Source organism: Embleya sp. NPDC008237 (genome assembly GCF_042956465.1).
GTDB lineage: Bacteria > Actinomycetota > Actinomycetes > Streptomycetales > Streptomycetaceae > Embleya.
Window position 1 is genome coordinate 162,596 of the sequence record NZ_JBIBGL010000001.1, and the last position, 22,249, is coordinate 184,844.

General features: G+C 70.7%; 18 protein-coding genes. 9 read left to right on the top strand and 9 right to left on the bottom strand.

The window, feature by feature from the left end; translation table 11 throughout:
• Positions 1–55 precede the first annotated feature (55 nt).
• The 4 genes from ACFZBU_RS00655 to mce all read right to left on the bottom strand — a co-directional run bounded on the left by ACFZBU_RS00655 (position 56) and on the right by mce (position 7,898).
• The gene (locus ACFZBU_RS00655; protein ID WP_391581261.1) at positions 56–997 is read right to left on the bottom strand and encodes a cellulose-binding protein; all 942 of its coding nucleotides are present in this window, start codon (positions 995–997) and stop codon (positions 56–58) included.
• Positions 998–1,106: 109 nt separating this feature from the next.
• Positions 1,107–5,714: a hypothetical protein gene (locus ACFZBU_RS00660; RefSeq protein WP_391581262.1), complete on the bottom strand. Its 4,608-nt coding sequence runs from the start codon at positions 5,712–5,714 to the stop codon at positions 1,107–1,109.
• Between the two features lie 157 nt (positions 5,715–5,871).
• Complete coding sequence (gene ccrA / locus ACFZBU_RS00665) at positions 5,872–7,209, bottom strand: crotonyl-CoA carboxylase/reductase (protein WP_391581263.1); 1,338 nt, start codon at positions 7,207–7,209, stop codon at positions 5,872–5,874.
• A gap of 248 nt (positions 7,210–7,457) precedes the next feature.
• Positions 7,458–7,898, bottom strand: coding sequence for a methylmalonyl-CoA epimerase (gene mce, locus ACFZBU_RS00670; RefSeq protein WP_391581776.1), 441 nt, complete (start codon positions 7,896–7,898; stop codon positions 7,458–7,460).
• A 261-nt stretch (positions 7,899–8,159) separates the two neighbouring features.
• Between mce and ACFZBU_RS00675 the strand changes: the two genes are divergently transcribed.
• Both ACFZBU_RS00675 and meaB read left to right on the top strand, forming a co-directional pair.
• On the top strand, positions 8,160–9,347 hold the full coding sequence (locus ACFZBU_RS00675; RefSeq protein ID WP_391581264.1) for an acetyl-CoA C-acetyltransferase: 1,188 nt from the start codon (positions 8,160–8,162) through the stop codon (positions 9,345–9,347).
• Between the two features lie 191 nt (positions 9,348–9,538).
• A complete protein-coding gene (meaB, locus tag ACFZBU_RS00680; RefSeq protein ID WP_391581265.1) occupies positions 9,539–10,489 on the top strand; it encodes a methylmalonyl Co-A mutase-associated GTPase MeaB in 951 nt (316 codons plus the stop codon).
• A 305-nt stretch (positions 10,490–10,794) separates the two neighbouring features.
• Here meaB and ACFZBU_RS00685 read toward each other — a convergent pair whose 3' ends face one another.
• Positions 10,795–11,301, bottom strand: a complete 507-nt coding sequence (locus tag ACFZBU_RS00685; RefSeq protein ID WP_391581266.1) for a MarR family winged helix-turn-helix transcriptional regulator — start codon at positions 11,299–11,301, stop codon at positions 10,795–10,797.
• 184 nt (positions 11,302–11,485) lie between these two features.
• Here ACFZBU_RS00685 and ACFZBU_RS00690 point away from each other — a divergent pair, with 184 nt between their 5' ends.
• From ACFZBU_RS00690 to ACFZBU_RS00705, 4 genes are all read left to right on the top strand, one after another.
• Positions 11,486–12,061, top strand: a complete 576-nt coding sequence (locus ACFZBU_RS00690) for a MarR family winged helix-turn-helix transcriptional regulator (protein WP_391581267.1) — start codon at positions 11,486–11,488, stop codon at positions 12,059–12,061.
• A gap of 188 nt (positions 12,062–12,249) precedes the next feature.
• Complete coding sequence (locus ACFZBU_RS00695; RefSeq protein WP_391581268.1) at positions 12,250–12,576, top strand: DUF3817 domain-containing protein; 327 nt, start codon at positions 12,250–12,252, stop codon at positions 12,574–12,576.
• A gap of 112 nt (positions 12,577–12,688) precedes the next feature.
• Positions 12,689–13,006 carry a DUF3817 domain-containing protein gene (locus ACFZBU_RS00700; protein ID WP_391581269.1) on the top strand — a complete coding sequence of 106 codons (318 nt, stop codon included), beginning with the start codon at positions 12,689–12,691 and terminating at the stop codon, positions 13,004–13,006.
• A 158-nt stretch (positions 13,007–13,164) separates the two neighbouring features.
• A complete protein-coding gene (locus ACFZBU_RS00705; RefSeq protein ID WP_391581270.1) occupies positions 13,165–14,889 on the top strand; it encodes a methylmalonyl-CoA mutase in 1,725 nt (574 codons plus the stop codon).
• 168 nt (positions 14,890–15,057) lie between these two features.
• On the opposite strand, the gene ACFZBU_RS00710 is transcribed toward ACFZBU_RS00705, so the two are convergent.
• On the bottom strand, positions 15,058–15,711 hold the full coding sequence (locus tag ACFZBU_RS00710; RefSeq protein ID WP_391581271.1) for a TetR/AcrR family transcriptional regulator: 654 nt from the start codon (positions 15,709–15,711) through the stop codon (positions 15,058–15,060).
• 291 nt (positions 15,712–16,002) lie between these two features.
• Here ACFZBU_RS00710 and ACFZBU_RS00715 point away from each other — a divergent pair, with 291 nt between their 5' ends.
• From ACFZBU_RS00715 to ACFZBU_RS00725, 3 genes are all read left to right on the top strand, one after another.
• Complete coding sequence (locus ACFZBU_RS00715) at positions 16,003–16,956, top strand: tetratricopeptide repeat protein (protein ID WP_391581272.1); 954 nt, start codon at positions 16,003–16,005, stop codon at positions 16,954–16,956.
• A 515-nt stretch (positions 16,957–17,471) separates the two neighbouring features.
• Positions 17,472–18,107 (top strand): DUF6230 family protein, encoded by a 636-nt coding sequence (locus ACFZBU_RS00720; protein ID WP_020555424.1) that lies wholly within the window; start codon positions 17,472–17,474, stop codon positions 18,105–18,107.
• A 76-nt stretch (positions 18,108–18,183) separates the two neighbouring features.
• A complete protein-coding gene (locus tag ACFZBU_RS00725) occupies positions 18,184–19,878 on the top strand; it encodes a DUF6114 domain-containing protein (protein WP_391581273.1) in 1,695 nt (564 codons plus the stop codon).
• A 102-nt stretch (positions 19,879–19,980) separates the two neighbouring features.
• On the opposite strand, the gene ACFZBU_RS00730 is transcribed toward ACFZBU_RS00725, so the two are convergent.
• Genes ACFZBU_RS00730 through ACFZBU_RS00740 form a run of 3 tightly spaced genes read right to left on the bottom strand, consistent with a single transcriptional unit; the run spans position 19,981 to position 22,184 of the window.
• Entirely contained in the window at positions 19,981–20,724 is a 744-nt protein-coding gene (locus tag ACFZBU_RS00730; RefSeq protein ID WP_391581274.1) for an SUKH-3 domain-containing protein, read from the bottom strand.
• Positions 20,721–21,143, bottom strand: coding sequence for a YwqJ-related putative deaminase (locus ACFZBU_RS00735; RefSeq protein ID WP_391581275.1), 423 nt, complete (start codon positions 21,141–21,143; stop codon positions 20,721–20,723). The genes ACFZBU_RS00730 and ACFZBU_RS00735 overlap by 4 nt, the downstream gene beginning before the upstream one ends.
• Positions 21,144–21,176: 33 nt before the next feature.
• Positions 21,177–22,184 carry an SMI1/KNR4 family protein gene (locus ACFZBU_RS00740; RefSeq protein WP_391581276.1) on the bottom strand — a complete coding sequence of 336 codons (1,008 nt, stop codon included), beginning with the start codon at positions 22,182–22,184 and terminating at the stop codon, positions 21,177–21,179.
• Between the last annotated feature and the right edge of the window lie 65 nt (positions 22,185–22,249).

The following is a 22,249-nucleotide window of genomic DNA, read 5'->3' on the forward strand; positions in this document are numbered from 1 at the left end:
GCCCGGCCGCGGAAATCGGCCGCTACGGCCCGTGCCGAAACTCCCCGCGGGAGTGTCAGCGGCTCTGCTGCGCCGGCACACCCGGCATCTTGTCGTCGTCGTCATCGACGCTCACACCCGCGGCGGCGACGGCCGCGCCGGTGAGGGTGGCCAACATCTCGCGCACGTTGGTCAGCTGCGCGTTGATGCTGTCCCGACGGTGGGTCAGCGCGGCCAGCTCGCGCTCGGACTCCGAGCGGATCCGGTCGGCCTTGGCCCGCGCGTCGGCGACGATGTCGTCGGCCTGGCGCTGCGCTGTCTCGATCGTCTGACGCGAGCGACGCTCGGCGTCGGTACGCAGCTTCTCGGCTTCCAGGCGCAGTTGCTCGGCCCGGTGCTCGACCTCGGACAGGCGCTTTTCGGCCTTGGCCTGACGAGCCGCCAGGTCGCGCTCGGACTGCTCGCGGCGCTTGGCCAGGTTGGTCTCGAAGTCGGCGGCGGCCTGGGCGGCCTTGGCCCGGGTCTCCTCGAAGAGGGCCTCGGCCTCCTCACGCTTGGCCGACGCGTCCTTGGCCGCCTCACCGCGCAGCTGGGCCGCGTCGCTCTTGGCCTTGTCGAGGATCCGCGAACCCTCGTCCTCGGCCTTGGCCTTGCGCTCCTTGCCGTACTGCTCGGCGTCGGAACGGACCTGCTGCGCGGCGGCCTCGGCCAACTCGCGGTGCTGATCGGCGGCGCGGCGGGCCTCCTCGCGCAGGTCCTTGGCCTCTTCCTCGGCAAGGCGGAGGATCTTCTCCACCCGGGCGCCGAGACCCGCGTAGGACGGTTCGGCGTCGGCGAGTTGGGCCTGCGCGTTCTGGCTTTCGAGGTGCAGTTCCTCGATCCGCTTCTCCAGCGCCGAGATCCTCGCGAGCGCGCTGTCACGGTCCGACACGAGCTTCGTGATGCGGTCGTCGACCTGCGAACGCTCGTACCCACGGCGGACGATGTCGAAGCCGTGCGGAGAGTTAGTGTCGCTCATGGGGTTCCTGTCGTATGACGGGTGCGGTGAATGAGGTGACGGGTGGAATCCTGGCACGAATCGGGCGGAGCATCGACCTGACCGGGGGATAAGAACCGGCCGGCATCGCTCAATCGGATGACGACGAACCGGCACCCTTCGCCGCGGGGCCCTTGCCCGACGAGGAGTTGCCCTTGCCGGAGGACAGACCCGCGGGAGCGGCGAGCGCGTCCAACACGCCCTGCACGCGCGACATCTCGGCGGTGATGTCCTTGCGTCTGCGGTTCAACTCGTCGAGTTTGCGCTGTCCGTCGGCACGATGACGGTCCGCGTCCTTGCGCGCCTCGGTGCGCAGTCGCTCCGCCTCCTTCCGCGCCTCGTCGAGAACCTTCTCGGCGTCCGCGGCGGTCTTGCGACGGACCGCCTGCGCCTCCCGCTGGGCGGCGGCCACCTGTTCGGCCACCTTCGCCCGCAGGTCGTCCGCGCCCTTCTGGGCGTCGGCCAGGCGCTGTTCCGCTTCCGAGAGCAACGCCTCGGCCTTCTTCACCGCGGCAATCCGTACCCTATCCGCCTCGGAACCGGCCTTGTCACGAATTCGCTCGGCTTCCTCCGCCGCGGCCACCTTCATCTTCTCGGCGTCCACGCGGGCCTCGCTCACCTGTTCCTCCGCGGCGGCGACCAGGTCGTCGACCCGCTTCCCGGCCTGCTTCAGGCCCTCCGCGGCCTGCCGGCGGGCGCGTTCGACGGCCTGTTCGGCCTCCTTGTCCGAGCGCTCGCGGGTGGCGGTGGTGTCCCGGCGCGTCTCGCTGATCATCGCGTCCGAGTCCTTGCGCGCCTTCTCTATCACCGCCGTCGCCTCGGCGCGCAGCCGCTCGTCCTCCGCCTCGGCCTCGGCGATCAGCCGGTTCGCCGCGTCGTTGGCCTCGTTGAGGCGCTGTTCGGCCTTGTGCTCGGCCGTGCCGACGATCTCGGTGGCCCGACCCTTCGCCCGAATCAGCAGATCCTCGGCCTCGTTGGCGGCCCGCTCCAGCTCCGCGCGGGCCTGGTCGCGCAGTTCGGTCGCGGCCTCCTCGGCCTCGCGCAGCTCCTTGTTCGCCGCTTCCCGTCCGGCCGTTCGGGTCTTCTCGGCCTCCCGGTCGGAATCGGACTTCATCCGCTCGGCGTGCTTGCGCGCCGCGGTGACCGTGGCGTCCGCCTCCGCGCGGGCCCGGACCAGCGTGGTCTCGGCGTCGTCGCGGGCCTTGGCCAGGTCGCGTTCGGCGAGCGCGGTGAGCCGGTCCGACTCCTCGCGGGCGGCGTCCTCGATGCCCACCACCGCGGCCCGTACGGCCTCCGCCTCGGCCTGCGCCTCTGCGACCGCGCGAGCCGCGTCCTCCTTGGCCAACCGGGCCTGGGTGGTCGCACTCTCGAGCAGATCGGTGCCCCGTGCCTCGGCCTTCTCCAGCAGTTCGCGGGCCCGCGCCTTGGTGCGGTCGCGCAACTCGGCCGCCTCGTCGCGGGCTTCCTCCAGCGCCTGGGCGCCCTGGGTCCGCAGCCGGGTCGCCTCGGCCTCGGCCTCCTCGCGCATCCGGGCGGCGTCGGTGTCCGCCTGTTCGAGCTGGGTCAGCGCGGCCGTCTCGGCCTCGCTGCGCAGCCGCTCGGACTCCGCCGTCGCCTCCGCCAGCGCCGTGGCGGCCTCCTCGCGCAGCGTGCTCGCGTCGTGGTTGGCCGCGGCCAGCGTCGCGGTCGCCTCGGCGTGCAGCCGCTCGGCTTCGGCGCGCGCGGCCTCCAGTGCGGCGGCGGCCTCCTGCCGCAGCGTGCGGGCGGCGGTGTCGGCCTCGGTGCGCACCTGCTCCGCGTCGCGCTCGGCCCGCTCCAGAAGCGCCCGGGCGGCGGTCTGCGCCTCGGACCTGGCCCGGTCCGCGTCGGTCTCGCCCTGCGCCCGCGCCGCATCCGCGTCGGCGTTGGCCGCGGCCAGCGCCGCGGTCGCCTCCTGGCGCAGGGTGCGGGCCTCGCCGTCGGCCTGTTCGAGGATGCCGAGTGCGGTCTCCTCGCCCTCCGCGCGCATCCGTGCGGCGTCCTTCTCCGCCTTGTCCAACGCGGCACGCACGGTCGCCGCCGTCTCGGTGCGCAGCGTGCGGGCGGCCTCCTCGGCCTCGGTACGCATGCGCTCCGCCTCGGCGTGCGCCTGCTCCAGCACCGAACGTGCGGTCTCGGTGGTCTCCTCGCGCAGCGTGCGGGCGGCCGTCTCGGCCTCCGTGCGCATGCGCTCGGCCTCCGCGTCGGCCTGTTCCAGCACCGAACGCGCGGTATCGGTGGTCTTCTCGCGCAGCGCCTGCGCGGCGGCCTCGGCCTCGGTCCGCATCCGGGTCGCGTCCGCCTCCGCGCCGGCCAGCAGCGTGCGGGCCGTCTCGGTGCTCTCCTCGCGCAGCGTCAGCGCCGCGCTCTCGGCGGCCTCGCGCACCGAACGTGCGGTGCTCTCGGTCTCCTCGCGCAGCGTGCGCGCCTCGGTCTCCGCCTCCTCGCGCATCGAGGCGGCGTCCCGGCGGGCGGCCGAGCGCATCCCGTCCGCCTCCTCACGGGAGTCGGTGAGGACCTTCTCGGCCTCCTCACGGGCCTTGCCGATCAGCTCGTCCGCCTTGACCGCGGCCGACTGGGTGCGCGCCCCGGCCTCGGCGCGGGCCTGCTCCATGGTGGCCTGGGCATCCGCCCGGGCCCGGTCCAGCGCGGCCTCGGCCTCGCCGGCGGACTGCTCGGCGCGGGCGCGCAGTTCCTCGGTACGGGTACGCAGCTCGGCCGCCTGCCGCTCGGCCTCCGCGCGCACCGCCTCGGCCTGCGCCATCGCCTGCTCACGCAGCTCGACGGCGGCCTGCTCGGCGGAACGCATCATTTCCTCGGCCGCGCGGGACGCGTCGGTCGCGGCCTTGTGCGCCTCGGTCCGGGCCTTGGCCACCAGCTCCTCGGCCTCGGCGTGCGAACGACCGGCGTTCTCGGCGGCCTCGGTGCGCACCCGCTCCGCCTCGGCCCGGGCCGCCTCGATCCGCTCCGCGGCCTGCGCGGCCGATTCCTCGCGCAGTTGCTCGGCGGCCCTCGCGGCCTCCTCGCGCAGGCTCTGCGCCTCGTCCTGGGCGCGCTGCAACTCCTCGACGGCTTCCGCCTGTTGGCGCTGCGTGAGCTCGCGCAGGCGGTGTGTGTCGGCAACCGCCTTCTCGCGCAGCTTGCCGGTCTCGGCGCGGGCCGTCTCCAGCAGTTCCTCGGCGCTCTGCGCGGCCTTGGCGCGCACCTGGTCCGCGTACTCGCGGGCCTCGTTGGCCAGTCGATCGCTCGACTCGCGGGTGCGCACCTCGACCGCCTCGGCGTCGGCCTGCGCGCGGGCCCGCAACTCGTCCGCCTCGGTGCGGGCTTCGCTCTGCAGCCGCTCCGCCTCGGACCGGGACTTGGCCATCAGGTCGTCCGCGGCCCGCGCGGCGGTCTCCAGGCGCTCGGCGGCGCCGGCCTCGGCGTTGGTGAGCAACTGCTGTGCCTCGGCCCGCAGTCGGTCCACCTCCTGCCGGCGACGCTCGATCTCCGCGCGCGCCCCGGCCTCCAACTCGTCGACCCGGGCCAGGGTTTCCTCGCGGGCGGTGTCCAACTCGGTGCGGGTGTCGGTACGCAGCGACTCGACTTCGGTGCGGGCCTCGTCGCGCAGCCGGTCCGCCTCGGCGAGTGCCTCGGCGCGCAGCCGCTCGGCCGCGGCGCGGGCCTCGGCGGTGACCTTGTCCGCCTCCGCGCGGGCCTTGGCCAGGTACGCCTCGGCGTCGCCGGCGGCCTTGCCGAGCTTCTCGTTCGCCTCGACCTCGGCGTCCTGGAGCAGGCGCTGGGCCTCGGCCTGGCGGCGGTCCGCCTCGCCGGCCGCCTCGGCGCGCAGCCGCTCGATCTCCAACTGGGCGGATTCGAGCAGTTTCGCGGTGTTCTCGGAGGCGCCCTGTGCGCGGGCACCGGCCTCGCCGGTGACCCGCTCGGCCTCGGATCGTGCCTCGCCGATGATCCGGGCGGCCTCGACCCGGGCGTCGCCCACCAGGCTCTCCGCACGGGTGCGGGTCTCGGTGCGCAGCTGTTCGGACTGGTCCACGGCCGCGCTCGCCCGGGCCTTGGCCTCGGCGATCACCCGGTCCGCGTCGCTCTGCGCCCGGGAGAGCAGCGATTCGACCTCGGCGCGGGTGCTCTCGCCGGCACCGACGGCCTGTTCGCGCGCGGCGGCGGCGATCCGTTCGGCCTCGGCGCGGGCGTTGTCCAGGAGTTGGCGCGAACGCTCCTCGGCCTGGGCCCGCAACTGCTCGGCCCACGCGACGTTCTCGTTGACCCGGGCCTCGGTGGCCTGGCGTGCCTGGGCCAGTTCCTCGTCCAGGCGCCGGCGGCGCTCCATCACCTCGGCCTGCCAGTCGGCCTCCAGCCGGGCGGAGCGCGCGGCGGCCTCCTGGAGCAGGCGCTGCGTGGTCGCGCGCGACTCCTGGAGTTCGCGCTCGGCGTCCGCGCGGACCTGATCGGCCTGCAACTGGGCATTGCGCAGCATCTGCTCGGCCTGGCCGCCGATGCTGTCGAATCGGGGCGTGGCGAGCTGGCGGCGAAGGTCATGCAGCTTCGCGCGGAGAACCTCGACCTGATAGCCGAGGTCCTCCGCGTGTGCGACGGTGTCGTCGCGCTCCTTCTTCAGCCGCTTGATCTCGTCGTCGAGCAGTTCGAGGTGCTCGTCAACTTGGTAGCGGTCGTAGCCCCGCACTGTGGGGTCCCACTCCATCCCCTGGCCGCGTACGTTTCAGTACTGCAAATCGGCCGTTTCCGACCGGTTGGTGACGACGCGACCCCGTATGTACATCCGGAACCGCCCGTACCGCATTGACTACCAGGGAGAATGGTCTCAGATCCAGGGACCGCCGTCAGACGTTACGAAAGCGGTTGATGGCGTCGATATGCCGCGCTCGCATCTCGGCGTCCCGAACCCCCAGGCCCTCCTCCGGTGCAAGACACAGTACGCCCACCTTGCCCTGGTGCAGGTTCCGGTGGACGTCCCGGGCCGCCTGGCCGGTGTCTTCCAGAGCGTAGGTGCGCGACAACGTCGGGTGAATCTTACCCTTCGCCACCAGACGGTTCGCCTCCCACGCCTCCCGGTAGTTGGCGAAGTGCGAGCCGACGATGCGCTTCAGGCTCATCCACAGATAACGGTTGTCGTACTCGTGCATGTAACCCGACGTCGATGCGCAGGTCACGATGGTGCCGCCCTTGCGGGTGACGTACACGGAGGCGCCGAACGTCTCGCGACCCGGGTGCTCGAAGACGATGTCCACGTCCTCGCCGCCGGTGAGTTCGCGGATGCGCTTGCCGAACCGGTTCCATTCGCGCGGGTCCTGGGTGCGCTCGTCCTTCCAGAAGCGGAAGTCCTCGGCCCGGCGGTCGATCACCAGCTCGGCGCCCATGTCCCGACACAGTTGCGCCTTGTCCTCGGAGGACACCACGCAGATCGGCGTCGCGCCGCCGGCGAGGGCGAACTGGGTCGCGTACGAGCCCAGGCCGCCGGAGGCGCCCCAGATCAGCACGTTGTCGCCCTGCTTCATGCCGGCGCCGTTGCGCGAGACGAGCTGGCGGTACGCCGTCGAGTTGACCAGGCCCGGCGAGGCGGCCTCTTCCCACGACAGGTGTGCCGGCTTGGGCATCAGCTGGTTGCTCTTGACCAGGGCGATGTGCGCGAGGCCGCCGAAGTTGGTCTCGAAGCCCCAGATGCGCTGCTCGGGGTCGAGCATCGTGTCCGCGTGCCCGTCCGCGCTCTCCAGCTCGACCGACAGGCAGTGCGCGACCACCTCGTCGCCGGGCTTCCAGGCGTTGACCCCCGCGCCGGTGCGCAGGACGACACCCGCGAGGTCGGAGCCGACCACGTGGTAGGGCAGGTCGTGCCGCTTGGTCAGCTCCGAGTTGCGGCCGTACTTCTCCAGGAAGCGGAAGGTGGAGACCGGCTCGAAGAGCGAGGTCCACACGGTGTTGTAGTTGATTGCACTGGCCATCACGGCGACGAGGGCTTCGCCGGGGCCGAGTTCGGGCAGCGGCACGTCTTCGACGTGCAGCGACTGACGCGGATCCTTGTCCCGCGATTCCATGCCCTCGAACATCGTCTCCTCGTCCTTGTGGACGGTGACGGCGCGGTACGAGTCGGGAAGCGGGAGCGCTGCGTACGCCTCCTTGGGGGTGTCCCCCGCGAGGATGGCGTCGAGGATCTCCTTCATCGTCGGCCTCCATGGGTCGGCGTGTGAAGCATGGGACAACATGAGGGTTTGTTGAACTTCGCTGAACTTACCCGCCGGTAACGCTAGGCGGTCCGCACAAACCCGACAAGAGGCGGAGTCGCAGGAACTGCGCCGCCCGCTTGACGGGTTGTCGGGCGGGGAGGGGCATGGTCGGGGCCGGCGCCGCGTGCGGGATGTCGCGGGCGGTCGCCGGAATACCGCGCGCCGGCGCGGGTCGAGCGCTCGGCTCAGTGCTCCGCGTCGGGCTTCGCGGCCGAGGTCACCAGCTCGGTGAGCACACCGTGACAGTCCTTGGGGTGCAGGAAAGTGATGCGCGAGCCCATGGAACCACGACGCGGCTCGTCGTACAGCACCCGCACGCCCTTGTCCTTGATCGCGGCCGAGTCCGCATCGACGTCGGCGGTGCCGAAGGCGATGTGGTGCACGCCCTCGCCGTTCTTGGCGAGCCACTTGGCGACGGTGGAGTCGTCCCGGATGGGCTCCAGCAACTGGAGGTAGGAGGCGCCGCCGTCCGACGTCTCGTTGATCTTGAGCATCGCCTCGCGGACGCCCTGCTCCTCGTTGACCTCGGTGTGGAACACCTCGAAACCGTAGGTCGTTGTGTAGAACGCCACCGTCGCGTCGAGGTCGTGGCAGGCGATGCCGATGTGGTCGATACGCGTGAGCACCATGGCCTCCAAAGGCCTCTGGGAAATACCCGGGTTACCTGCGAGTAGATACCCGGTCCGTCGAAACGAGACTATGGGTGAGAGCCCACTCGGTTTGGGCGGCCCGACATGGTGGGTTCCGTCACATCGGAGCCCCCTGCCACGGTCGCGGCCCTTCCGGGTAGGTTCCGGAACAACCTCACGTCCGTCGCGGGGATGCCGCACGTCGTCCGGACCGCCTGGCGATGGCACCCCGACCATAAAGTTGTGGAGGCCACCCTCATGGCCGGTTCTGTCATCGTCGCCGGGGCCCGCACGCCCATGGGTCGTCTGCTCGGATCCCTCAAGGGCTTCTCCGGCACCGACCTCGGCGCCATCGCGATCAAGTCCGCGCTGGAGCGCGCGGGCATCACCGGAGACCAGGTCCAGTACGTGATCATGGGCCAGGTGCTCCAGGCGGGTGCCGGGCAGATGCCCGCCCGCCAGGCGTCGGTCAAGGCCGGCATCCCGATGAACGTGCCCTCCCTCACCGTCAACAAGGTCTGTCTCTCCGGCCTGGACGCGATCGCGCTGGCCGATCAGCTGATCCGCGCGGGCGAGTTCGACATCGTGGTCGCGGGCGGCATGGAGTCCATGACGAACGCCCCGCACCTGCTGCCGAAATCCCGGGAGGGCTTCAAGTACGGCGCGGTCGAGATGCTCGACGCGATGGCCTACGACGGGCTGACCGACGCGTTCGAGAACATCCCGATGGGCGAGTCGACCGAGCACCACAACGGCAAGCTGAACATCTCGCGCGCGGAGCAGGACGAGGTGGCGGCGCTGTCGCACCAGCGGGCCGCCGCCGCCGCGAAGAACGGCGTCTTCGACGCGGAGATCGTGCCGGTGCAGATCCCGCAGCGGCGCGGCGAGCCGATCGCGTTCGCCACCGACGAGGGTGTGCGTCCGGACACCACCGCGGAGTCCCTGGGCAAGCTGCGCCCGGCGTTCACCAAGGACGGCACGATCACCGCGGGTTCGGCCTCGCAGATCTCCGACGGCGCCGCCGCCGTCGTGGTGATGAGCAAGGCCAAGGCCGAGGAGCTGGGCCTGGAGTGGCTGGCCGAGATCGGCGCGCACGGCAACGTCGCGGGCCCGGACAACTCGCTCCAGTCGCAGCCCTCGAACGCGATCAAGCACGCGCTGGGCAAGCAGGGTCTGACCGTCGAGGACCTGGACCTGATCGAGATCAACGAGGCGTTCGCGGCGGTGGCCGTGCAGTCGATGCGCGACCTCGGGGTCGGCACCGACAAGGTCAACGTCAACGGCGGCGCGATCGCCCTGGGTCACCCGATCGGGATGTCCGGCGCCCGAGTGGTGCTGCACCTGGCGCTCGAACTCAAGCGGCGCGGCGGCGGCACCGGCGCGGCGGCGCTGTGCGGTGGCGGTGGCCAGGGCGACGCGCTGATCATCACGGTCCCGGGCAACTGAGCCGATCCGGTCGCCGCGCACCCGGGCCCGCGCCCGGACCCGGCGGGTGGTGCCGACCGGGCGGTTCCCGGTGATACACCCACCTGAAACGATCTCGGAGTCGCGTGGCGCACACCTGGGTGTGCGTCGCGCCGACTGCGGGGTCGTTTCGGCATATCCGAGCAGGGAAGCGGTGGCGCATGAGGTCGGGGATGGATGTCGCGACGTTGGTGGCCCAGGCCCGGGAGGGCAGGCCGAGGGCGGTCGCCCGGTTGATCTCGCTGGTCGAGGACGCGTCGCCGAAACTGCGCGAGGTGATGGCCGCGCTCGCGCCGTTGGCCGGCAACGCGTACGTGGTCGGGCTGACCGGATCACCCGGTGTGGGCAAGTCGACCTCCACCACCGCGCTGGTGAGCGCCTACCGCAGGCTGGGCCGGCGGGTGGGCGTGCTCGCGGTGGACCCGTCCTCGCCGTTCTCCGGCGGTGCGCTGCTCGGCGACCGGGTGCGGATGCAGGACCACGCGACCGACCCCGGGGTGTACATCCGCTCGATGGCCTCGCGCGGCCATCTGGGCGGCCTGTCCTGGTCCACCCCGCAGGCCCTGCGGGTGCTGGATGCGGCGGGCTGTGACGTGGTGATTGTGGAGACCGTCGGGGTGGGCCAGTCCGAGGTGGAGATCGCCTCGATGGCGGACAGCACGGTGGTGCTGCTCGCGCCCGGGATGGGGGACGGGATCCAGGCGGCCAAGGCCGGGATCCTGGAGATCGGCGATCTGTACGTGGTCAACAAGGCGGACCGGGACGGCGCGGCGACCACCGCGCGCGAACTCGGCCACATGCTCTCGCTGGGCGAGGCGCGCGGGCCGGGGGACTGGCGTCCGCCGATCGTCAAGACGGTGGCCTCGCGCGGCGAGGGTGTCGACGAGGTGGTCGAGGCGCTGGAGAAGCACCGGGCCTGGATGGAGGCCGGCGGCGAGCTCACCCGGCGGCGCCGGCGCCGGGTGGCCGACGAGGTCGAGGCGATCGCGGTCACCGCGTTGCGGGCGCGGATCGGCGACCTGCGGGGTGGCCTGCGGCTCGATGCGCTTGCTGCGCGGGTGCTTTCGGGGGATTTGGATCCGTATGCGGCTGCGGACGAGTTGATCGCGGGGCTGGGGGGCTAGGCGGCCGCTGCCGCCTCCGATCCGGCCCGGCCCGGCCCGGTCGCGGGGCCGACGTCGGTCTGTCTTGTCGTCCTCAAGCGCCGGACGGGCTGACGGCTCGGCCCCGGTCGTTTGGCCGGGCCGGGCTCGGCTTGGCGTCCTCAAGCGCCGGACGGGCTGGTTTGGTGCCGGTCGGGGTGAGGGTGCGGTGCCGGGTGGGCCGGGCTTGGTGTCGCGTCGTCAAGCGGCGGGCGGGCCGGCTGGTTTGGTTCCGGTCGGGGTGAGGTTGCGGGGCCGGGTGGGCGGCTGGGCTCGGCTTCGTGGCCTCACACGCCGGACGGGCTGGGCTTGGGGCAGGACGTGGGGCGGGTGGGTGGGCGGAGGTTTTCGGCCACTGCGCCGAAGGCTTCGCCGACGACCTGCTTCTGGGCGGGTGTCATCACGTCCATCAGGTGCTCGCGGACGCCTTCCACGTGTGTGGGCGCCGCGGCCTCGAGCACTCGCCAACCCTCCTCGGTGAGCACCGCGAAGGCGCCGCGCCGGTCGGTGGGACAGTTGCGGCGCGCCACCAGGCCGGCGTTCTCCATCCGGGTCATCTGGTGCGAGAGTCGGCTCTTGGACTGCTGGGTCGCCTCGGCGAGATCGCTCAGCCGTACCTCCCGATCCGGGTGCTCGGAGAGCCGGACCAGGATCTGGTAGTCGTGCAGGGACAACCCGTGCGCGCGCTGGAGTTCACGCTCCAACCGCGGCGGCAGCATGTTGATCACGGCGATGATCTGGCGCCAGACCCACTGGTCTTCATCGCTCAGCCACCTGGGCTCGGCTTCGGTCATGTACAGAGAATACCGAAAATAGTTGAAGCTTGAATGACCTGTGGGTCGAGGCAGGCCACCGGCGCGTCGCGGCCCGGCGACCGCGGCCGACCGTGCGCCATGCGCGCAGGGTACGCGCGCGGGGGCATGCGCGAGACGTGAGACAGCCACGTGACCGATCGGTAACCTCCACTACGCTCGGCCCGTGCCGAAGCCACTGAATCTCCCCTTCGATCCGATCACGCGTGCCGACGAGCACTGGCGAGAGCACTGGGGGGAGTGCCCGCCGATGGTCGCCATCACCTCGATCATGCGCGCCCAGCAGATCCTGCTCGCGGGCGCCGACGCGGTGCTCAAGCCGTACGGGCTGACCTTCGCCCGCTACGAGGCACTGGTGCTGCTCACCTTCAGCCGGACCGGATCGTTGCCGCTGTCCCGGATCGGCGAGCGGTTGATGGTCCACCCGACGAGTGTGACCAACACGATCGACCGCCTGGAGCAGGCCGAACTGGTCGCCCGCCGGCCGAACCCGCGGGACGGGCGGGGCGTGCTCGCGGTGATCACCGACAAGGGGCGCGACGTCACCGAGCGGGCCACCCGCGACCTGACCGCGCGCGAGTTCGGGCTCGGCGCGTACACCCCGGAGCAGTGCGCCCAGTTGTTCGACCTGCTGCGGGTGTTGCGGGTGGACGCGGGCGACTTCCGGATCGAGGAGCCCGCGGCGGAGAACGCCTCGGCGCACACGCCGATCGTTGCGGAGCGCGACTCCGCCGACGCGTAGGCGGAGGGCGACCCGACCGACGTGCGGCCCGACGTACGGCCGACGCGACGCCCGGCATGTCCCGGCCGGCACATAACGGTGGGAGGGGGCGGATTCGGGGACCCCGGTGGCGGCGACGTAAGCTGCATGCGCCATTGTGAAAAGCGGTCGACGAGGTCGTCGAAGCCGCCGTTACCGAAGGTGCTGCCGTGAAGCCTGTCGTATTGACCCGCTACCGGGTGATGGCCTGGATCACCGGGTGCATGCTCCTGGTCCTGTGCCTGTGCATGGTCCTCAAGTACGGGTTCGACACGGGCGAGAAGGCGACGCTCTACGTCAGCCAGGCACACGGTCTGCTCTTCATGATCTACCTGGTCGTCACCTTCGACCTCAGCAGCAAGATGAAGTGGAAGTTCGAGCGCATGCTGCTGATGATGGTCGCCGGCACGATCCCGCTCGCGTCGTTCCTCGCCGAGCGCAAGGCCGTCGAGGCGGTCCGGGAGCGCGGGCTCGAAACCGCCGGCGCCACCGCCTGAGGCGCCCACCCCCGCCGCACCGTCCGACCGACCCGTGGCCGCTCGGCCCGCTCGGCACACGTCATCGGCTCGCAGTCAGCCCGTTCCGCATCCGCTTCCCCCGAGGATCCCCATGCTTTCCACCGCTGTCGGCCGCTTCAAGGTGATCTCGATCGCCGAGGGCACGTCGTTCCTGCTCCTGCTCGTCTTCGGCTCGCTGCTGAGCCGGATCTCGGACATCAACCTGGTCATGCCGCTGGGCCTGCTGCACGCGGTCATGTTCATCCTGTACCTGCTGGCCATGATGGACGTGCGCACCAAGCTGTCCTGGGACAACAAGACCACGCTGCTCGCCTTCATCGCGGCGATCCCGCCGTTCGGTCCGTTTGTCTTCGACTACAAGATGAAGCACAAGCTGGTCGAGCCGACCGCCGCCCCGGCTGCCGCCTGAGCGGTCGCCGGTCGGGGCCGTGCCCCGGCTCCCGGTGTTTTCGAAGCCTCCGACGTTCCGTCGGGGGCTTCGGTGTTTTCGGGGCCGTTCGCGGAGTCGGTTCCGCGGTCGTGGACATTTACTAGGACGTCCTAGTAATTTTCTCGTGCCGCGCGGGAATGGGTCCTACGACGACGGCAGCGGACAGGAGCCACGTGAACACCGAGGACATCGAAGAGGGTCGGCGGCGCTGGCAGGACCGGTACGACAAGGTCCGCAACGACGGCATGCGCCGCACCACGCTCTCCGAACTTGAGGTCGAACCGGTCTACGGGCCGCCCGCCGACCAGCCCTACGAGGGCTTCGAACGGATCGGCTGGCCGGGCGAATTTCCCTATACCCGCGGTCTGTACGCGACCGGCTATCGCGGCCGGGCGTGGACCATCCGGCAGTTCGCCGGATTCGGCAACGCCGAACAGACCAACGAGCGCTACCGGATGATCCTGGCGAACGGCGGCGGCGGCCTGTCGGTCGCGTTCGACATGCCCACGCTGATGGGCCGCGACAGTGACGACGAGCGCTCGCTCGGCGAGGTCGGGCACTGCGGGGTCGCGGTGGACTCGGCGGCCGACATGGACGTGCTCTTCCGCGACATCCCGCTCGGCGACGTGACCACGTCGATGACCATCTCGGGGCCGGCCGTGCCGGCGTTCTGCATGTACCTGGTGGCGGCCGAACGGCAGGGCGTGGACATCGGCACGCTCAACGGCACGCTGCAGACCGACATCTTCAAGGAGTACATCGCCCAGAAGGAGTGGCTGTTCGCTCCCGAGCCGCATCTGCGCCTGATCGGCGACCTGATGGAGTACTGCGCGGCCGAGATCCCGGCGTACAAGCCGCTCTCGGTGTCGGGCTACCACATCCGCGAGGCCGGGGCGACGGCCGCGCAGGAACTCGCGTACACGCTGGCCAACGGCTTCGGCTATGTCGAGCTGGGGCTGTCGCGCGGGATGGACGTCGACGTCTTCGCGCCCGGGCTGTCGTTCTTCTTCGACGCGCACGTGGACTTCTTCGAGGAGATCGCCAAGTTCCGCGCGGCGCGTCGGATCTGGGCGCGGTGGATGCGCGACGTGTACGGCGCCAAGACCGCGAAGGCGCAGTGGTTGCGCTTCCACACCCAGACGGCCGGTGTCTCGCTGACCGCGCAGCAGCCGTACAACAACGTGGTGCGCACCGCGGTCGAGGCGCTCGCGGCGGTGCTCGGCGGCACCAACTCGCTGCACACGAACGCGCTGGACGAGACGTTGGCGCTGCCGAGTGAGCAGGCCGCGGAGATCGCGCTGCGCACCCAGCAGGTGCTGATGGAGGAGACCGGGGTCGCGGCGGTGGCCGACCCGCTGGGCGGGTCCTGGTACGTCGAGGCGCTGACGGATCGGCTGGAGGCCGAGGCGGAGGCGACGTTCGCGCGGATCCGTGAGCTGGGCGAGACGTCGCCGCACCCGATCGGGCCGATGACGTCCGGCATCCTGCGCGGCATCGAGGACGGGTGGTTCACCGGGGAGATCGCCGAGTCGGCGTTCCGGTACCAGCGGGCCGTGGAGAAGGGTGACAAGCGGGTGGTGGGGGTCAACTGCCACGAGGGCTCGGTGACCGGTGACCTGGAGATCATGCGGGTCAGCCACGAGGTCGAGCGGGACCAGGTGTCGGCGCTTGCCGTGCGGCGCGGCGGGCGGGATCAGGCGGCGGTGACTGCGGCGTTGTCCGCGATGCGGGGCGTTGCACGCGGCTCGGGGAATTTGGTGCCGCCGATGTTGGCGGCGGCTCGGGTGGAGGCGACGCTCGGGGAGATCTGCGATGTCCTTCGGGAGGAGTGGGGCACGTATACGGAGCCGGCTCGGTTCTGACGGGGTCGGGTGTGGCCTCGCCCGCGGCATCGGTGGCCTCGAGCGCACGTTGGGCGGGGCTGTTTGGCCTCATGCGCCGGCCGGGCTGGGTTCGCCTCAAGCGCCGGCGGGGCTGAGTGGCCTCATGCGCCGGCCGGGCTGCTTGGTCTCGTGCCCGGCTGGGTGGGCTTATGTGGCGGCTCGGGTGGGTGGGGTGGGTTGGGGGAGCATGCCGGTTACTACGAAAGTGGTGAAGCGTTGGACCCAGGCGTCGGAGGCGGGTTCGGCGCTTACCAGGATGTGTTGGACCACCGTGCCGGCGATGATGTCGAAGACGAGGTCGACGTCTATGTCACCCGGGGCGGTGATTTCGCCTCGGGTCTCGGCGCGGGCGCGGCCTTCTAGGACGAGGCGTTTTTGCGGGTCGACGACCTCTTCGCGGATGCGTCGGCGCAGGGCCGGGTCGCTGGTGGAGTCGGCGACCAGGCCCATCAGGGCCGTGCGCATGTCCGGGCGGCCCAGGAGTGCGGCGAAGCGGCGGACCACGTCCTCGACGTCCGCGCGTAGATCCGGACCCTGATCCGGCAGTTCGAGGGTGCCGAGCATTTCCGCGACCGCGGCGATGGCCAGGTCGTGCTTGGAGTGCCAGCGGCGGTACAGCGTGGTCTTGGCCACGCCCGCTCGTGCGGCGACGTCCCCCATGGTCAGCCCGGCCCATCCGCCGTCGGCCAGCAACGAGCGCGCCGCGTCCAGGATCGCGTCGTCCGCGGTGGTGCTGCGCGGGCGTCCCTTGCGCTGCATGGGCGGGTCGTGCGAGTGGTCTCCGGCCGATTCGTCGTACACGGTCGGTCATGTTACCGATTGGTAAGGTGCGCGGCGGTGGTGCAACTCACATCCGTCATTGCGGATCCTACGGTCGCATTCCCCCCGGCGCGCCCCTTACGCTACGAGCCGTAGCGAATCGCGGTGCCTGGATGGGGATTCGAGCACACGATCGCGACTGACGACCCGTCAAGGGTCGTCGTCCGTCCCGGGGCCCGCATCCTGCGGGGACCGGGACGCGACGAGGCTTCGGCATGCACCGGTGGGTCGCCCCGTGCATCGTTCGACTCGCTCTCGGGGGAAGATGTCTACATGCAGCCACGGAACATGTCCATGCGCGGAGTAGTCGACCTCGGTGCGGTCAAGGCCGCCGCCGACAACGCCGCCAAGCGTGCGGCCGCGCCGGCCGGGAAGCCCGCCGCCGCGTCCGGTGCCCAACGGGTCGTCATCGACGTCACCGAGGCCACCTTCGAGACCGATGTGCTCGCGCTCTCCCAACAGGCCCCCGTCGTGATCGACTTCTGGGCCGAGTGGTGCCAGCCGTGCAAACAGCTGAGCCCGCTGCTGGAGCGTCTGGCCGAGGAATACGCCGGCCGCTTCGTGCTCGCCAAGATCGACGTCGACGCCAACCCGCGTCTCGCCCAGGAGTTCGGCATCCAGGGCATCCCCGCCGTGATGGCGGTCCTGGGTGGTCAACTCGCTCCGTTGTTCCAGGGTGTGGTGCCCGAGCAGCAGGCCCGGCAGGTGCTGGACCAGCTCGTCCAGCTCGGTGAGGAGCGCTTCGGCCTGACCGGCGTCGTGGTCGACGGCGAGCCCGCCGACGCGCCCGCCGAGGCCGAGGAGGAGCCCGCCGGCGACCCGCTGCTGGCAGCCGCCGACGAGGCGCTGGAGGCCGGCGATCTGGACGGCGCGGCTCAGGCGTTCCGCAACGTGCTCTCCGACCACCCGGCGCACGCCGAGGCCAAGCTCGGCCTGATCAACACCGAACTCCTGCTGCGCACCCAGGGCGTGGACGCGGACAAGGCCCGCGTGGACGCCGCCGAACGCCCGGACGACGTCGCGGCGCAGACGCTCGCGGCCGACCTGGACGTCCTGGACGGTCGCGCGGACGAGGCGTTCGCCCGGCTGGTGGAGACCGTGCGGCGGACGGCGGGCGACGACCGGAACAAGGCGCGCCTGCACCTGCTCGACCTGTTCGAGATCGTCGGTGCGGACGACCCGAGGGTGCCCAAGGCGCGAATGGCGCTGGCCGGCGTGCTCTTCTGATCCCGCACCTTCGATCCTGCGTTCCTTCGCTTCGGCACCCCCGGTCCTGCGCCTCCCGATCCCGCGCAGGCACTCGGTTCGTCGATGAGGCCCCGGCCGTTCTCGTGCTCGAGAGCGGTCGGGGCTTGGTCTTTACCCATCTTTGACTATGGGTCATTTCCCTTGCCCTGCGTGGCATTTGGTGACTTACGGGTGACCCTGTAGCGGACTTATCAGGCCAAATCGCACCACCCGATGCCGGTGTCGATGCCGCGCTGTGACCCGGCCGTGAGTGCGGTCCCGGAGTCGGCGTTACTCGCCGGTAACGAACCTCTTGTGTGCCGACCCGGTCGTGAAAGATGATCGGGCCGCTCGATCCGTGTCCCATTCGCCCCGGCAGCCGGTCGGTGGCTCGGGCGCGGACCTCCCCATCCAGGCCGTGCCGGTCCGTCCCAGGACAGGCAGGCCCTCCCTCCATGCCCCGCCACGTGCGGCCCTGGTCCGCACGAGGAGGGGATTCTGTCCCGAGGAGGACCATGGACAAGAAGGTTCAGGCGGGTAGCGGCAAGACTCGCTGGAAGCGGTTCGGCATCACCCTCATACCGGTCGCGGCCATGACCGTCGGTGTGTTCGCGGGGGTCGCCAACGGTGTCGTGCCGGTCAACATCACGGTGTCCGGCGGCAACTTCAAGGTGCACGCGGACGAGATGGACGCCACCGACTTCTCGCAGTACGGCGAGGCGCTCAAGCGCAAGAACGGCGCCGACGTGCCGGTGGCCACGGCGGCACTCGGCACCGCGCAGATCACCAACATGTGTCAGTCGGTGCGCGTGCCCGGCACTCCGCTCGTCATGCAGATCAAGGCGGGCGGGAACGGTCGGCCCGCGAAGGCCGAGAACATGACGCTCTCGATGGATTCGCTCGACGGCGACGCCTACTTCGAGAACATCGACATCGGCGTGGACGCGTCGACCATGGGCAAGGACAACGGCGTTCCGTGGGCCAAGGGTCCCAAGGACATCGGCAACGGTGCCCCGAACATGTTCGGCCAACAGGCCACCAAGGCGAAGTTCACCAACGTGAACCAGTCCGCGTGGATGGTCCAGGCAGGCAAGTTCTGGCTCAACGACCTGCACCTGAAGGTCGGCGGCCCGAGCCTGGAGTGCTTCTGACGCATCGTCGGCTGCGGGGGGCAGGTCCGCCCGCAGCCGGTCCGCGATACCGCAGCAACACTCCAGGGAGTCGAGAGTGACCGCAGAACAGCGGCAACCCAGCGCGCTGGGACGTGGATGGCAGGCGTTTCGCAGTTGGCGCAAGGAACGGCCCTTCTGGGCCGGGCTCTTCACGATCCTGGGTTCCGGCCCGATCCTGTGGGCGCCCTACGCGACACTCAGCGCCGGTGACATCACCTTCAAGATCACCCAGATGGGCGGCGTCTCGGCGATCTTCATCGGCGCGATCCTGATCCTGTCCGGGATTGCGATCTGGCTGAACCCCAAGGCCAGGGTTTACATCGGGATCTTCGTGATCCTCGTGTCGCTGGTGTCGTTCATCGTCGCCACCTTCGGTGGGTTCTTCGTCGGGATGTTGTGCGGCCTGATCGGCGGCACGCTCGCGATCTCGTGGGTGTACCTGCCGGCGGGAGAGGAAGCCGGCGAGGACCGCCCGGATGACGACGACGAGGGCGGCAGCGGGGACGAACGAGTTCCCGACGAAACGTTGGTCGAGGACGGCTTCCTCGCGCAGGCTCTGAACGGAAAGGCCCCTGATGCCTCGGGGGAAGCATCGACCGGGTCGGAGACCGACCGGCCCGGTGACGGTTCCCGAGGGGCGGCCTCGCCGCGGGTGGCGCTGGCGACGATCGCGACGGCAATGATCGGCGTCGTGGGTGTCGTCGGCATCGCCCAGGCGTCGCCCAGCGATGAACTGCCGAGCAACCCGTACGCGGACGGTCCGTGCGTTTCGGCGAGTCCCACGACTTCGTCGAGCACGTCGGCGCCGCCGAGCACGGCGAGCACGGCGCCGAGCACGGCCCCCGCCAAGTCGGTGGCCTCCACGCCGGTCGCCAAAACGGGGCAACCCGCCGCGGCGACGTCCCTCCCGGCGGCCGAAACCAGGGCGTCGGAGTCGAAGTCGCCGCAAGGGGGGACGCCGGCACCGAAGTTGCCCGAACTCAAGCTGCCCGAGCTGAAATTGCCCGAGTTGACCCTGCCCGGTCTCCCGGGGCTCGGGTTGCCCGGGATCAAGCTCCCGTCCAAGGCATCGACCGCACCGACGGTGCCCGTCGCGCCGGTCGCTCCGGTGGAGGCTGCGCCGTCGGCACTCGCGACGACCACGCCGCCCGCGACGGTGGCGGCCACGCCCTCCGGCAAGGCGGCGACCCGGTCCGCCGCGACATCGGCGAAACCGTCCGCCACGTCGTCCCCTGCCAAGCCGACGAACGGTAAGACGCCGTTTCCGTGCCCGATCGAGGGCCCGGTCGAGGCCAAGGCCGGATCCGGCGAACCGCCGGTCGCGGTCGACCCGTTCGTGCTCAGATCCAATCTGCTGGCGATGGCGGGTCTGAACTACGAAGGCGTGGTGAAGGTGAAGACCCTCCAAGGGACCGAGGAACCGGCACTGAAGTTCACCGTCTCGAAGGGGATCGACATCTGGAACCTCTCGATGACGGTGAAGGAAGCGTCGGGCAAGGACGTCGCCATCACGGCCCGAGAGGGCAGCAAGTCCTGGATGGAAGCGGATACGAAGACGACGATGTACGTCAAGTACCTCAAGGGCAACATCTTCGGAGTCGTTCCGATCACCTTCACCCCGGACAGTCCGCCGCCGATCAACGTTCCCGTCGTGTTCTTCACCAACGTGGAGTCCGCGATGTACACACAGTTGGGTGGTCGGATGCACATACCCGGGTACGGGATCAACAAGGATCACATTCGACAGTGACTCGGCTCCGCCGATAGCCGTCATGCGATGCGCCCCGGAACCCACCGGTTCCGGGGCGCATCGGCGTTCGTGGCCGGTGTGTTCGCGGCCGGCGGCTGCGTGCTACGCGTCCACGTAGCGTTCGCGGAACATGGCCAGGACGTTCGCGGACGGAAGGCTCGGCCACAGCGTCACGCGGCCGTTGCGGCGGTCCACGATCCACTGGCCGGCGCCGACGTTGGCCATCGGGTCGGGGTTCGGGTAGATCGCCTGGACCAGCCAGCCGTACTCGAACTCGGTCATCACGAAGTCGGTCGGCGCGTTCGGACCGCCGCCGACCACGTGCCGGCGGGCCTTGTCCCGGGCCTCGCGCTCGTCGATCGGCCGCGGCGGCAGCGGCGCGTCGGCCGGTGCCAGGTCCAGGCGGGTCGGTCGGCGGCCCTCGATCAGCGCGATCAGCGCGTCGTCGAAGGTGTCGGCCACGTGCCACAGATCGCCCCACCACAGGTACACCGCGCCGCGCGGATCCATCGCCAACCGGCCGCGGCCCAAGTCGTATTCGCCGACCGGGGTGAGCGGCCGACCCAGCGCCGCGCCATATGCGGCGAGCACGTCGCCCGCGTACAGCCCGACCATCGGGTCGATTCGGAACGGCATGCGGGACATGTCCACGCCGGGACCGTACTGATGCACCGTCATCCCGCCGAACTCCCACAGCGCCTTGATCGCGCTCGGCGGGACGTCGATCCCGGCCGTGCCCAACGCCCGGTACCAGCGCAGGAGCTCCTCTTCCGGGATGTGGATGCCGGGCTGCCAGCCGGTGGCCGTGAGGGCCTGGGCCACGGCCTCGGGGAAGCGGTCGCTCATGACGCGGGCACCTCCAGGATCGTGACCCCCAGGGCCGCCAGCGCGGGTGCGCAGGACGAGCAGGGCGGGATCGGCCGTTCGTGCGCGGGGTCGTTCGGCTCGCGCAGCAGGATCGCGGCGATCGCCGCGCCGCGCAGCAGGTGTCGCATCCGGTCGAGCACGACCTCGTGATCGGGGTCGTGCGTGCCCTCGGCGGCCAACGAGGCCTCCGCCTCGACCGCGACCTCGGACAACAACAGGGCGTCGGGGCACCGCCCGTGGAACACCGAGCGCATCGCGGGCTCGGTGCGGTCCAGCAGCGCGGTCACGGCCGGGTGCAGGTCCACGCTCGTGGTGTGTGCGCCGACCGCCGTCATCGGCTCCATGCCGGGGCGTTGCAGCGCCGCACCGACGCCGGGCGGCAGCAGATTGTCGAACATCAGGTCCTCGTCCGTTCCCTTCGTGATGCCGCGTCAGGGACGCAGGTCGGCGGGCAGGCCCGCACCCGCGTGCTCGGCGACGACCGGTCGGTAGTGCCCGCCGGCGACCGCGGTGCGGGCGATCTCGTCGAGTTCGCTCGGTACTTGGATCAGCTCGTCGGCCAGCAGCGTCATCACGTCGTCGGCGAGCCGGGACAGCAGGGCGACCGTCGAATCGGGGGAGTCGCCCCGGCGGGCGTACCGGTCGTCGTTGTCCCAGTACCAGACCGAACCCGCGTCCGCCCCCTGCGTCTTGAGCACCAGGGCACCACCCTGGACCCACGCGACGGCCAGGAAATCGGCGGTCAGCCGATCGGTGAGGCGCGCCGCGACGTCGAGCAGATCGTAGGGGTCGTACTCGCCGTAGAGGTTGAAGAACTGCTGGTCCAGCACGAATCCGTGGCGCATGTGCACGGCGGGCCGGGCCGGCGGACCGCCGCCGTTGTCGATCAGCAACGCGCGGTACGCCTGCGGGAGTCGGTACTTGAGGTACTTGTTCTCCAGGTGGGTCAGGTCGACGTCGGTGAGCGGTCGGCCCACGTGCAGACCGGCCGGCACCCGGGCCTGTTCGGCCGGGCTCCACAGGCCGGTGCGCTCCCGGTCGACCGTCATCGTGGCCACGCCGCCGTGGTGCCGGAGCGCGTTCTTGACGTCGACCGGGACCAGGTGGAGCCGGCGTACGTGCGGAGCGTGGTGCCAGGTCCACCCGCGCGGGGTCGCGGTCTCGATCGTGTCGGCATACAGCGGGTCGCCGGTGCCGGCCGCCGCGAGGTTGGCGGCGAGCACGTCGGTGACCCGCGCCTCGTCGATACCCAGGCCCGGCGGTACCGGGCCGGTCTCGATCACCACCCGCGCGTACGGCAGGAAGTCCGGGAATCCGTACAGGTCGACGAAGATACCGTCCGGGTATACCCGGCTGCGCGACGTGCGGCCGAAATCGACGATCGAACCCGCGAATTCGGCGGCCGGAGAGCCGCCGTGCTCGGTGCCGGTGTCGGTCATGCCGCGGTCCTCTCCTTCATGTCCGGTATTTCGTCGGGGCGGGGCGGTGTGTCATCGCTCCCACC

Bases quoted from the DNA above. Each gene is read 5' to 3' on its own strand.
- ACFZBU_RS00655 (WP_391581261.1), bottom strand. From the start codon at position 997: ATGAGCGACACTAACTCTCCGCACGGCTTCGACATCGTCCGCCGTGGG.
- ccrA (WP_391581263.1), bottom strand. From the start codon at position 7,209: ATGAAGGAGATCCTCGACGCCATCCTCGCGGGGGACACCCCCAAGGAG.
- ACFZBU_RS00675 (WP_391581264.1), top strand. From the start codon at position 8,160: ATGGCCGGTTCTGTCATCGTCGCCGGGGCCCGCACGCCCATGGGTCGT.
- meaB (WP_391581265.1), top strand. From the start codon at position 9,539: ATGGATGTCGCGACGTTGGTGGCCCAGGCCCGGGAGGGCAGGCCGAGG.
- ACFZBU_RS00685 (WP_391581266.1), bottom strand. From the start codon at position 11,301: ATGACCGAAGCCGAGCCCAGGTGGCTGAGCGATGAAGACCAGTGGGTC.
- ACFZBU_RS00700 (WP_391581269.1), top strand. From the start codon at position 12,689: ATGCTTTCCACCGCTGTCGGCCGCTTCAAGGTGATCTCGATCGCCGAG.
- ACFZBU_RS00705 (WP_391581270.1), top strand. From the start codon at position 13,165: ATGGGTCCTACGACGACGGCAGCGGACAGGAGCCACGTGAACACCGAG.
- ACFZBU_RS00715 (WP_391581272.1), top strand. From the start codon at position 16,003: ATGCAGCCACGGAACATGTCCATGCGCGGAGTAGTCGACCTCGGTGCG.
- ACFZBU_RS00720 (WP_020555424.1), top strand. From the start codon at position 17,472: ATGGACAAGAAGGTTCAGGCGGGTAGCGGCAAGACTCGCTGGAAGCGG.
- ACFZBU_RS00730 (WP_391581274.1), bottom strand. From the start codon at position 20,724: ATGAGCGACCGCTTCCCCGAGGCCGTGGCCCAGGCCCTCACGGCCACC.
- ACFZBU_RS00735 (WP_391581275.1), bottom strand. From the start codon at position 21,143: ATGTTCGACAATCTGCTGCCGCCCGGCGTCGGTGCGGCGCTGCAACGC.
- ACFZBU_RS00740 (WP_391581276.1), bottom strand. From the start codon at position 22,184: ATGACCGACACCGGCACCGAGCACGGCGGCTCTCCGGCCGCCGAATTC.